The sequence below is a fragment of the Cobetia crustatorum genome (genome assembly GCF_000591415.1).
Classification (GTDB): domain Bacteria; phylum Pseudomonadota; class Gammaproteobacteria; order Pseudomonadales; family Halomonadaceae; genus Cobetia; species Cobetia crustatorum.
On the sequence record NZ_JEMF01000039.1, the window covers coordinates 44,387 to 56,807 of the forward strand.

Consider the following 12,421-nt stretch of genomic DNA (forward strand, 5'->3'; position numbering starts at 1 on the left):
TGACAGCGCGACCAATAACAACATGAGGTATCCACATGTCATCGAATCCGTATGACACGGACTACGAGATCGGCCAGGACAATGTCCAGGTCATGGGTCTTGATGTTCACAACCCTGTCTTCGCGATCAGTGCCGTACTGATTGTCGGCTTTATTCTGTTTGCCATTCTATTTCCGGGAGATGCCGAGACTGCACTGGGCGGTGCCAAAGCGTGGTCCATCGGTCATGGCGACTGGCTGTTCATGATTGCCGGTAATATTTTTGTGCTGTTCTGCCTACTGCTGGTCGTCCATCCGGTGGGCAAGCTGCGTCTTGGCGGGCAAAAGGCAACACCAGAGTTCTCCACCCACTCCTGGTTCGCGATGCTGTTCGCGGCGGGCATGGGTATTGGTCTGATGTTCTGGAGCGTCGCCGAGCCGGTGGCCTATTACACCGACTGGTACGGCACGCCACTGAACGTCGAGCCACGCACCCCCGAAGGGGCACGCGCTGCACTCGGTGCCACCATGTATCATTGGGGCCTGCACCCGTGGGCGATCTATGCAGTAGTCGGACTATCGCTGGCGTTCTTCACCTATAACAAGGGACTGCCGCTGACCATCCGTTCGGCGTTCTACCCGATTCTCGGTGAGCGTACCTGGGGATGGATGGGGCATATCATCGATATCCTGGCCGTACTGGCGACCATCTTCGGATTGGCAACGTCTCTGGGACTAGGCTCTGCCCAGGCAGCGTCCGGCCTGGATTACCTGTTCGGCATCGGTGCCGGCTTACCGACCCAGATCGCGATCATCATTCTGGTCACGCTGATCGCGATCTACTCGGTCAGTCGCGGACTGGATGGCGGCGTGAAGCTGCTCTCCAACATCAACATGATCATTGCCGCCGTACTGATCGCCTTTGTCATCGTCGTCGGTCCGACACTCGCCATCTTCAAAGGCATCGGCACCACTGCGCTCAGTTATGCCGAGTACATCCTGCCACTCTCCAACTGGATCGATCGCCCTGACGAAAGCTGGTTCCACGGCTGGACGGTCTTCTATTGGGCATGGTGGATTTCCTGGTCCCCGTTCGTCGGCATGTTCATCGCACGCGTCTCGCGCGGCCGTACCGTGCGTGAATTCGTGATCGCGGTTCTGCTGGTGCCCACCCTTGTCACCATCCTGTGGATGTCAGTGTTCGGGGGTACCGCACTTGAGCAGGCGGTCAATGGCGTCGGTTCACTGGCTGGCGGCATCGATTCCGTGTCGCTTGCGATGTTCCAGATGCTCGACAACCTACCGCTCTCGGGCGTGACCTCCTTCATCGCCATCATTCTGGTACTGGTGTTCTTCGTCACCTCTTCAGATTCCGGCTCATTGGTGATCGACTCCATCACCGCCGGTGGCAAGGTAGATGCTCCCATTAGTCAGCGCGTATTCTGGGCTGCGATGGAAGGTCTGATTGCCGGTGCACTGCTCTATGGTGGCGGTAGTGCTGCCCTCGGATCACTGCAGGCAGGTGCCATCGCGACCGGATTACCCTTCACGCTGGTACTACTGGTGATGTGCTACTCACTGTTCCGTGGTCTGCTGTGGGAGAAGCAGGAGCTAAGCCTCAACGCCAATTGAGGCGTGAACGCGCAAGTCTCATGCCTTTATAAATAACGTTTCATAAAGCACGGACAAAAAAAATGCCGCCCCCGGTAACCGGGGGCGGCATTTTCAGTAGGTGACCCGAACGTCACCCCTACTGGATCAGGAGTTTTCCTGAGCCAGCTTCTGCACCTTCTTCATCAGCGTCGGATCGTTCTGAACCGCCTGGCCGATGGAATTGAAGGTGGCAACTTCCAGACCGGAGTCTTCTACCGCACCGACCATCTCATCATTGGCTTCCTGACGGACGCTCTGCTTGGCAGTTTCGTCGTCGGCCTTCTGAAGCTTGCCGGCGAAGTCTTGAGAGATGCGAGCGATTTCCTGAGAGGCAGCAGCGAACTGTTCCAGCTGCGCATCAGAGAAGTCACTGGCCTGAGCCTGTGTTGCCTGTGCAGGTGCCTGACCCTGAGCCGGTGCGTCAGCAGCGAACGCCGGTGCCGACATCATGCCCGCAGAAATCAGGGCAGCCGTCATGTATGCAGTCATCCGTTTCATTGCAGCCTCCAGTCATTGATCGTCAATAAGTGATTACCCTAACTCAGACGGAAGCCTCGGCCGGATGTTCAATTTTTCATGTAAAGCTTTGAAATCACTTTGAATCATTCGCGATACATTCGTCGCATTAAAGCAACGCAAAATACGCGAGGCCGCTCATGGCAGGGGTTTCAAAACCTGTATACCCATACAAAGACATTCGTTTTTCTGCCGAACTTTCTGCCAAATTTTCTTCATGCCGCTCGTGAAACTGCTGCAAAACGATGCTGATATCTCTCCACGCCTTCACTTTCACATGATATATAGCCCAGCCAAGTACCACACAAACCGCGCACTGATGGGCAGCAAACTCCCGCAGACTGACATAGGCTTACGATAGACCCATGCCACACGACACCTCGTATCCTTGTGCACCTGAATGCATCTCCTAACAACATCGCCGCTGTCGGAGGACTGATATGTCCGCACACACTCTTTCCTCACCACTCTCTTTGCTCGGCTTCTCATCTTTCCTGTCATCTCCGCCAGCATCGCGGCATGCAGGAACACTGCTCTTCTCCAGCCTGCTGGCCATGCTGCTGCTCATCAGTCCTCAGGCCCACGCGATCAGCTTGCTGGATTCAGACGCTGACCTGAATGCCCCCACCGAAACCTCAGCCGGCGCGCCGCCACCACCGTCACCTCCCGAGACGGTAGTGACGACCACTACGGCTGCCAATGTCGATCCGGCCGCCAACCCTCTGCTCGGTGAAACCTGGAACCGCCGCTCACTGGTGCTGGTCGCGCCAGACGAGCAGGACCGTGATCTGCAGCGCCAGAGAGATGAGCTACGCGCCACGCGCGGCGAGTTGCAGCAACGTGATGTAACGCTCTATAGCCTGATGGGCACACGCGGTATCCACGATGGCGTGCCGATGAGCTTCGAGGAGGTTCGCGCCCTGCGTGATGCCATGCAGCTGCGCGAAGGCGCGCCCTTTACCGTCATCCTGATGGGCAAGGACGGCGGCAAGAAGATGCAGCAGGAGGGTTTCGTCTCACCGGGCCAGATCTACCAGGTGATCGATAACATGCCGATGCGCCAGCGGGAATCCAGCCAGAACTCTCGCGCTGCATCACCGTCACAAGCTACGGAAGAACACAGCGCGCCCGAGCCATTGAGCGATGAAGACTGGCAGTGGCAGAAAAGCGAGTAGACAGAGCCGGTAGATCAAGCGGAAATCAATGGCACCTTAAACAAAAAGCCCCTGACAGCGAAGATGCTGTCAGGGGCTTTCTATCTTCTGCGGATATGCCTTGCTGTAGCGCAGCGAGCGCTGAAAGTTGGTTGCCCAGCGCCTTAACGCACAACGCCCTCCTCACGGAGCAACTTGAGAATCTCGCCAGCCCCTTCTTCGGCACTCACGCCTTCCAGACGCTTGCCACCGCCACCTTCGGCTTTAGCAGCGGCGGCCTTGAAACGGTCACGCGCATTGGTGGCCTTGATGCGCTTGAGGCGCTTGGGTCGTTTACGCGCTGGTGTTATGGCGAAGGCTTCGGCCACGCTATCGTGCGCAGCGTCCCCAGTCTCGACCCTGACCAGTGACCCGCGCCGTGCCTGCCCGAAGGCCGATTGACGCGCAGCCGGCGCGGCGCTATCCACACTGACCAGCGCAGGTAGCCGCACTCTGAGTCGACGGCGCTGGCCACGCGGCAATGCCTGCAACGCTGTCAGATGCTCACCATCACAACTCTCGATCTCGACCAGTCCTTCGACCAGCGGCCAGCCGAGACTCTCCGCCAACAGATGTGGGAGTAAACCGCTCCCCTCACCTGTCTCGCTCTGGCCACCGCACACCACCAGCTGCGGGGCCTCCTCACGCAGTCGTGCCGCGAGCAACGGCCACACGTCGACGACTCGCTCGGCGGCTTTATCTTGCAAGGCGCGAGGCGTGACCAGCGTCAGCGCCTCCAGCCCCATGCCCAGATAACCACGCAGTGCCACGTCCTGCTCGCTCCCCGTCATGATCTCTTCGCCACTGGCGTGCCAGGCACTTACGCTCACCTGCCCCTCGGGCTGTTGACGTGACAGGGTCAAGCACAGCTCCAGCGCGCGCGCATCCTGCTCGGCACGCCGCAGGCGCCCTGACACCGGATGCTGACCCAGTGACACCAGACTGACGACCTTGAGCGCAGCAGACTGACCGAGTGCAGCAGACTGATTGACTGAATTCATGCGTTTCTCCTTACCCTCCTGACCACCTCAGGCAGTCCCGGGCAATATCAGGCTGCGTTGGCCGCAAGCGATGCCGATGTGACGGAAGAAGCCGCTGATGCGGTACCTGACGCCAGTGCATCAACCTGATCAGCATCCGACAATGGTCCGCGTGCTGCCTCAAGCTGCTGACACAGGCTTGCCAGAATCGCCTCGGCATCCCCGATCACCGATAGGTCGGCACGTTTGACCATGTCACAGCCACCGTCGAGATTGATCGCCACCACCTTGTCGCAGCGCTGAATGCCCTGCAGATGCTGGATGGCGCCTGAGATACCCACCGCCACATAGACACGTGCCGTTACCCAGGTACCGGTGGCACCGACCTGGCGGGCACGCGGCATGAAGCCGTCATCGACTGCCACGCGCGAGGCGCCTTCGGTCGCGCCGAGCACCTGCGCGGCATGATGGAAGCCATCCCAGTCACGAATACCGTTGCCCGCCGAGAGAATGAATTCGGCCTCGCCTAGCGCGATGGCGGAAGGATCGACCGCTACCGGCCCCAGGTCTTCGATCAATGGCGACGATATGACGGCGCTGCCATCGTTGGCCGCTGTGCGTTCTTCATCCTCCAGCATCAGCGGCATTGCCGCATGGCGCACATCCTCGACCGGTTCGGCGCATTCAGCCTCACAGAGCAGAATACGCGTCAGCGGGCGCGTCAGATCCTGTTGGCCATTGCCGCTACGGCCAGTGACGGAGAGCTGTTCACACTCACCACGTCCCACCGCTGCCAGATCACCATCGAGCTGATAGACATTGCCGCTGGGGCGCACCGAAGCATCACCCTTGCACAGCAGCCGCGCACCGAGTCGACGTCCCCGCTCACCACCGCCAGTACGCGACTCCGGCAACAGCCATAGCCGTGGTGACAGCTCACCATCAATGGCTTCCAGTTCCGCCAGCTGCGTGAGCGGCGCGTAGCCGTCATGCAGCGTGTCACTGAAGTGCATCCAGCGATCAACCCCTGCTGCGCCGAGTCCTGCTGAATCAGACTCATCCCCACCATCGCGCAGCGTGCCGAAGGTAACGGCAAGTACCGCGCCCTGATGGGCGGGGTCGGCATCGGCAATCTGGCGCGCCAGGCCAAGCACATCGCGGTCGTGGCTCGAAATCCGACCACTGGTCATGTCCGGCACCACCGCGATCAGGAAGGCGGGAGATTCGATCTCGATCAGCGGCAGGACGATTGCCTTGACCGCAACCGCTGAATTTCCAGCGCCCGCCGCGGCAGGCCCGGTGCGCCCACTGCGATCGAAACGCTTGCGCCCATTGGTGGCGATGAAGTGCCCGACATGCGGATTGCGGCGCATCACGCCCTTCGGTCCAAGCCAGCGCTCCTGAGGGCCAACGGCTCCCTTGCCGAGCGCCATCAAGGCAGTGAGATGCTCAGGATGCAGGCGATTGCGCGCCTGCTGCTCCAGGCGCGGATTACGCCGCGGTAGAGCTGAGTGTTCGTCACGATGAGTGGTCATGCCGCTACCTCCGTATCCGCCTGAGGTATCATCGATGCCTTGGGGTCACTGGACGAAGGTCCCGTCAGCACCAGTGCACGCGCCATCAGTTCTGCCAGATCCAGCACCTGGGGTTCGGCTTCACCAGCCGGCGCCACCACGCCTTCCAGCATCGCGGTGCACTGCGGGCAGCCCACCGCAACCACCTCGGCGCCCGTCTCACGTACATCGCCCATGCGCATGTCCGGAATCCGCTGCTTGCCGGGAATGTCCGTCACCGGTGCCCCGCCGCCGCCGCCGCAACAGCGTGAACGAGACCCGGAACGCTCCATCTCGCGCACTTCCAGCCCCAATGCTGCCAGCAGTGTGCGCGGTGCTTCGAATTCGCCGTTGTAACGCCCTAGATAACAGGGATCGTGCCAGGTGACGGAACCTAGATGGGTCAGCTTGTCGCCATCCAGATTCAGACGGCCGGCCGCCAGTAGCTCGTTCATGTAGCTGGTGTGGTGATTGACGAGATAGTCGCCCCCGAAGGCGGCGTATTCGCGCCCCAGTACGTGGAAGCTGTGCGGATCACAAGTGATGATGCGCGCGAAGCGATAGTGCGACAGTGTCTCGATGTTGCGCTTGGCCAGCGACTGGAAAGTGGCCTCATCACCCAGACGGCGTGCGACATCTCCGCTGTCACGCTCCTCGGCACCGAGGATGGCGAAGTCGACCTTGGCCGCGCGCAGTACCTGCACGAAGGCACGCAGCGTGCGCTGATTGCGCATGTCGAAGGCACCATCGCCCAGCCACAGCAGCGCTTCCACGGGACGCGGATCACGCGCCGCTTCCCGTGCCGCCTGCACCTCGGCGATACGCGGCAGGTTCAGGTCTGCCGCCCAATGCAGACGCGCCTCGAGCGCGAAGCCGCCCGGGTTGTCGGTGGCGATCAGATTGTCGAGCACCTCGACGCCCTTGCCCGGTGTCGCGCCGTGCTCCAGCGTCATGTGACGACGCATGTCGACGATGGCATCGACGTGCTCGATCATCATCGGGCACTCCTCGACACAGGCACGACAGGTGGTGCAGGCCCACAGGGTTTCTGGCTCGACCAGCACCTTGAATTCGTGGATCAGCTTGTCAGAGTCACTTTTCGCCCCAGAAGCGTCCTGCGCCGCCTTGATCTGGATCGGTCCGGAAGACGCTGCCTGACCTGCCGGCCGAGCATACGGCGATGCCCCGACGATCTCCTGCTGCGGGCCGCCACCATGCTGACCGACAGCACGCTTCGGCTCGTCGCCCGGATAGGGAGAACCGGCGTAGGCGGCGTCACTGCCCCCCGCCATGCCGACCACCATGTCCTGAATCAGCTTCTTGGGATTGAGCGGCTGACCGGCCGCGACGCCGGGCACACCGCTTCACACGCCCGCACTGCACACAGGCATCGAAGCCCAGCAACTGACGCCAATTGAAGTCGGCAGGCTTGCCGACGCCCAACGGTGCCTTGGGGTTGGTGAGGTCCAGCGGCAGCAGCGCGCTGTCGCGGATGCCAGCGCTGTCGCGGGTACTGAAACGTGCCGGACGCCGATGGAAGGCCAGGTGCAGCGCGCCAGCGAAGGCATGCTTCATCGGCCCGGTGATGCGCGAGCCGCCACCGGTCATGCCGACGATCATCTCGAGCAACCCCCAGGCAATCCCGGCCACCAGCACCAGCCCGACGATACCGCCGGAGATCATGCCGCCGACGCCTTCCGGCAGCACCAGTGACAGACTCATCACGAACAGGCTGGCCGAAAACACCAGCAGGCTCTTGGGCAGGCGCATCCACGGGCCACGCGACAGGCGTGCCGGTGGATCGAGGCGACGGCGACGCACGAACAGCGCGCCACCGAACATCGCGCCGCTGGCCAGCAGCAACAGCCCCCCCAGCCAGGCGGAGTCGATGCCGAAGCCGTAGACCACTACCATCAGCAGCGCCGCCGCCACGAAGCCACCGCCAGTGGCGACGTGAGTGTTGGCCATGTAGCGATCCCGCGCGACCACGTGATGCAGGTCCACCCCATAGCGGCGCGGTATCTTCGCAAGGCTTGCGATCAGCTCACCCACACTCATCGACGTGGCATCCGCCCGCCCCTGCCGCCACATGCCGATACGCTTGACCGCGCCGATGGCGGCCAGCGCCAAGGCGGCAAAGATCAACACCGACAAGACGGTTTCGCTCAAGACTGTTTCATTCATGGTCAAACCTCCCACCTACGTGTCAGACGACGCGATCAAAAATCCTTGCACAGGCGCAGGGCGTCGTAGATGGCGGCGTGGGTGTTGCGCGGTGCATTGCAGTCGCCGAGACGGAACAGCAGGTAGTCGTCACCGTCAGTGGCTTGGCTCAAGCACGGCTGCGGGGTGATCGCGTAAAGCGCCTCAACGTCGATCTGGCCCTTGTTGAGCGCGCCTTCCTTGAAGGCGTAGTACAGCGCTTCATCGGGGCGCACGCCGTTCTCGACCACAATCTGATCGACGACGCGTTCTTCCAAGGTGCCGGTGTATTCGTTCTCGAGTACCGCCACCAGCCCATCGCCTTCGCGGTAGACCTCATGCAGCACCATGTCGGAGGTCATCACGACTTCCTTGGCGTACAGGCTGCGGTAATAGGTCGGGAAGGTCGTGCCACCCACGGCGGCGCCAGGCTTGATGTCGTCAGTGACGATCTCGACCTTGGCGCCCTTGTCAGATAGATAGTCGGCTACCGACACGCCAGAGAATTCGCAGATGCTGTCGTAGATCAGCACATTGCTGCCCGGTGCGACATTGCCATCGAGGACATCCCACGAGGAGACGATCAGGCTCTTGGCCGGATCTTCGTCATAGCCCCAGGACGCGAACTGGTCCATGAACGGACGTCCGCCGACCGAGAGAATCACCACGTCAGCGCGCAGGTCGCGGATGGTCGCTTCATCGGCACGCGTGCCGAGACGCAAATCGACCTTCAGGCGTGCAAGTTCCAGCTGATACCAGCGCGTGATGCCAGCAATCTGATCCCGCTGCGGTGCCTTGGAGGCTGTGGTGATCTGGCCACCCAGCTCGCTCTTGGCCTCGAACAGCGTCACGTCGTGGCCGCGTTCGGCACACACGCGGGCCGCTTCCATGCCTGCTGGGCCACCGCCGACGATGACGACCTTGCGCGTGGCACCGGTGGTCTTCTCTATCTCGTGCGGCAGGCCCATGTATTCCCGCGAGGTGGCGGCATTCTGGATGCACAGCACGTCGAGGCCCTGATACTGACGATCGATGCAGTAGTTGGCACCGACGCACTGCTTGATCTGGTCGAGCTGGCCCATCTTGATCTTGGCGATGATATGCGGATCAGCGATGTGCGCGCGGGTCATGCCGACCATGTCGACATAGCCGCCTTCCAGGATGCGCTCGGCCTGATTGGGGTCCTTGATGTTCTGGGCGTGGATCACCGGAATCGACACGACTTCCTTGATGCCAGAGGCCAGATGCAGGAAGGGTTCCGGCGGGTAGGACATGTTGGGAATGACGTTGGCGAGACTGTTGTGGGTATCACAGCCGGAGCCGATCACGCCAAAGAAATCGAGCAGGCCCGTGGCGTCGTAATAGGCCGCGATCTGCTTCATGTCATCGTGAGACAGGCCATCAGGATGGAATTCATCGCCACAGATGCGCATGCCGACCACGAAGTCGTCACCGACCTCGGCGCGCACCGCCTTGAGCACCTCGATACCGAACTTCATGCGGCCCTCGAAGCTGCCGCCCCACTCATCGGTGCGCTTGTTGACGCGCGGGCTCCAGAACTGGTCGATCAGGTGCTGGTGCACGGCGGACAGCTCGACGCCATCCAGGCCGCCTTCCTTGGCACGCCGCGCCGCCTGGGCGAAGTCGGCGATGATGCGCTGGATCTCTTCCACCTCGATGGTCTTGCAGGTGGAGCGGTGCACCGGCTCACGGATACCGGACGGCGACATCAGCGAGGTCCAGTCGAAACCGTCCCAGCGTGAGCGACGGCCCATGTGGGTGATCTGGATCATGATCTTGCCGCCATGCTTGTGCACGGCATCGGCCAGATTCTGGAAATGCGGGATGATGCGGTCGGTCGACAGATTGACGGAGCTCCACCAGCCTGCGGGCTGTCGATGGAGACCACCGAGGAGCCACCACAGATGCACAGGCCACAGCCCCCCTTGGCCTTCTCTTCGTAGTAGCGCACGTAGCGATCGGTAGTCATGCCGCCATCGGTGGCATACACCTCGGCGTGGGCAGTACTGACGACGCGGTTGCGGATGGTCAGCTTGCCGATCTCGATCGGCTGGAAGAGTGCGTCGAATGCCATGGTGAAAGCTCCTCGCCGGGGGGAATGCCGCCTTCTGCAAGGACGCCTGACTCTCCATCAGCAAGGAATGAGTCAGGCGTCATGCCTGTCAGGGAAGGCGACACTCAGGCGTTACGTTATCGTTATGGATGATGTCCGCGAATAGCCGTGCAGAAGCGGATGATGCGAGATGTCGTGATGAAACGTGATGAGATGCCACAAGAGTGGCTGATGTGAAAACGTCACACTGTTCCGGGAGCGACCTCGAAATACCCGACATCACAGCCTTCCTCACCACCGCTCTGGGTCTGGACGGCGACGGTGCGCCGCTCACTGCCACGCGCGGCCAGAATCTGGTCCATCGCACCCGCAAACCAGCCGGTGAACATGTACTCAAGCTTGGTGCCGGTCTTGCCCTGCTGATAGACGAAGCAGGAGTGTTCAAGACGCACCTTGCAGGTCCCTGACTCGAGATCGATCTCTTCAGTGATGAACAGGCCCCAGCCGCGCTGCGACAGACGCTTCATGTAATGCTCGAAGACTTCCACGCCGACCAGGCCATGCAGTTCGGCTTCCTTCTCGCACCAGTGCCAGGCGCTCTTGTAGCCGGCGTGGTAGAGAATCTCGGCATACTTCTCTGCGCCCAGCGCCTCTTCCACCGCGACATGATTGTTGATAAAGAAGTGGCGCGGCACATACAGCATCGGCAGTGCATCGGACGTCCAGACGCCAGTCTCGCTATCCACTTCGATCGGCAGTTCAGGGGCCATCTTGCTCATATCGGTATCCTCACTAGGGGTCAGAAAAGGGGGATGTAAAAGGAAGCACTGAAAGAGAGAAAGAGAAAAAGAAGAGGGAATAAGGCTCAGCCGCCCCAGACGTTTTCCAACGTACGCAGCCAGTTCTCACCCATGATCTTGCGCACCTGCTGCTCGCTCATGCCGCGACGCAGGAGTGCCTCAGTCAGGTTGGGGAACTCACCGATGGTGCGGATACCTTCCGGATTGACGATCTTGCCGAAGCTGGTAAGACGACGGGCATAACCCTTGTCGTGCGTCAGCCACTCAAAGAAGTCCTGACCGTGGCCCTGGGTGAAATCGGTACCGATACCAATGGCATCTTCACCGACCAGGTTCATCACGTACTCGATGGCCTCGACGTAGTCGTCGACCGTGGCGTTGACGCCGGCCTTGAGGAAGGGAGTGAACATGGTGACGCCGACAAACCCGCCGTGCTCGGCGATGAAGCGCAGTTCGGCATCGGACTTGTTGCGCGGGTGATCCTTGAGACCGGAGGGCGCGCAATGGGAATAGCAGACAGGGACTTTCGATTCGAGGATGACTTCCTCGGAGGTCTTGGAGCCGACGTGGGAGAGATCACACATCACACCGACGCGGTTCATCTCGGCGACCATCTCGCGCCCGAAACCGGACAGACCGCCATCACGCTCGTAACAGCCGGTACCGACCAGATTCTGGGTGTTGTAGCACATCTGCACGATGCCTACGCCGAGCTGCTTGAAGACATCGACATAGCCGATCTGGTCTTCATAGGCATTGGCATTCTGGAAGCCATAGATGATGCCGGTCTTGCCTTCGGCCTTGGCGGTACGAATGTCCGCGGCCGTGCGCACCGGAATCACCAGATCACTGCTCTCTGCAATCAGCTGGTTGCTCTTGACGATGTTGTTGACGGTCGCCTGGAAGCCTTCCCATACCGAGACGGTGCAGTTGGCTGCGGTTAGGCCACCCTTGCGCATGTCCTCGAACAGCTCGCGCTGCCACTTGGCAATCACCAGACCGTCGATGACGATACTGTCGTCGTGGATGGCGCGGGCCGCATCGGACCCGCCGAAGGGAGAAGTGGTTAAGTCAGACATCGTGGCACTCCGGCGCTGGGCAGGCGGATCAGAAAGTCAGGTCACTGTCCGTACCCGGCGGACAGGGCCTCCGGAATCACACGATGACCGGCAGACTCCGCCAGCATAGTCCTGCCCTCTTCACCTCCTGACGCCAGATGCGACGCGCGGCTGTCGGATCACGTCACGACTGTCGTTCTTGTCTCGTGCTTGTCTAGTTTCCCCTCATACCGACGCATTCATCACCGCCTCACCCTGGCTCCAGAAGCGACAACGCCCTGTCCTCGGTGACTCGCAGGAATGCGAGAACGAAGGCAGGGCGTTGTCGTTGTTCGATCAGGGCTTTCAGATCAACCCTTCACGTCAGCGCTTCATGTGAAGTCATCAATTCAACGTTTCAGGCTAGATCATGGG

At 60.9% G+C, this 12,421-nt stretch carries 8 protein-coding genes and 2 pseudogenes; 2 read left to right on the forward strand and 8 right to left on the reverse strand.

Annotation, left to right across the window (positions count from 1 at the left end):
- Positions 1 to 35: 35 nt before the first annotated feature.
- On the forward strand, positions 36 to 1,610 hold the full coding sequence (locus BF12_RS0109345) for a BCCT family transporter (RefSeq protein ID WP_024952041.1): 1,575 nt from the start codon (positions 36 to 38) through the stop codon (positions 1,608 to 1,610).
- 126 nt (positions 1,611 to 1,736) lie between these two features.
- Here BF12_RS0109345 and BF12_RS0109350 read toward each other — a convergent pair whose 3' ends face one another.
- A complete protein-coding gene (locus BF12_RS0109350) occupies positions 1,737 to 2,129 on the reverse strand; it encodes a DUF4168 domain-containing protein (RefSeq protein ID WP_024952042.1) in 393 nt (130 codons plus the stop codon).
- 458 nt (positions 2,130 to 2,587) lie between these two features.
- On the opposite strand from BF12_RS0109350, the gene BF12_RS21150 reads away from it, so the two are divergent.
- Positions 2,588 to 3,322: a DUF4174 domain-containing protein gene (locus tag BF12_RS21150; protein WP_084488052.1), complete on the forward strand. Its 735-nt coding sequence runs from the start codon at positions 2,588 to 2,590 to the stop codon at positions 3,320 to 3,322.
- Positions 3,323 to 3,465: 143 nt separating this feature from the next.
- Here the strand turns inward: BF12_RS21150 and BF12_RS0109365 are convergent, their stop codons facing one another.
- The 7 genes and pseudogenes from BF12_RS0109365 to BF12_RS0109390 form a co-directional block, all read right to left on the reverse strand.
- Positions 3,466 to 4,341, reverse strand: coding sequence for an adenine nucleotide alpha hydrolase family protein (locus tag BF12_RS0109365; RefSeq protein WP_024952045.1), 876 nt, complete (start codon positions 4,339 to 4,341; stop codon positions 3,466 to 3,468).
- A 47-nt stretch (positions 4,342 to 4,388) separates the two neighbouring features.
- Positions 4,389 to 5,855 carry an electron transfer flavoprotein subunit alpha/FixB family protein gene (locus BF12_RS0109370; RefSeq protein WP_024952046.1) on the reverse strand — a complete coding sequence of 489 codons (1,467 nt, stop codon included), beginning with the start codon at positions 5,853 to 5,855 and terminating at the stop codon, positions 4,389 to 4,391.
- Positions 5,852 to 6,946, reverse strand: a pseudogene (locus BF12_RS23130) ((Fe-S)-binding protein); the annotation flags it as partial. The gene BF12_RS0109370 and the pseudogene BF12_RS23130, both read right to left, overlap by 4 nt.
- A gap of 202 nt (positions 6,947 to 7,148) precedes the next feature.
- Positions 7,149 to 8,057 carry a DUF3483 domain-containing protein gene (locus BF12_RS23135; RefSeq protein WP_156941159.1) on the reverse strand — a complete coding sequence of 303 codons (909 nt, stop codon included), beginning with the start codon at positions 8,055 to 8,057 and terminating at the stop codon, positions 7,149 to 7,151.
- Between the two features lie 35 nt (positions 8,058 to 8,092).
- Positions 8,093 to 10,170 (reverse strand): annotated as a pseudogene (gene dgcA, locus BF12_RS19485) (dimethylglycine demethylation protein DgcA).
- Between the two features lie 221 nt (positions 10,171 to 10,391).
- Positions 10,392 to 10,928, reverse strand: coding sequence for a DUF5943 domain-containing protein (locus tag BF12_RS0109385; protein ID WP_024952047.1), 537 nt, complete (start codon positions 10,926 to 10,928; stop codon positions 10,392 to 10,394).
- Between the two features lie 86 nt (positions 10,929 to 11,014).
- Entirely contained in the window at positions 11,015 to 12,028 is a 1,014-nt protein-coding gene (locus BF12_RS0109390) for a dipeptidase (protein WP_051510892.1), read from the reverse strand.
- Positions 12,029 to 12,421 lie beyond the last annotated feature (393 nt).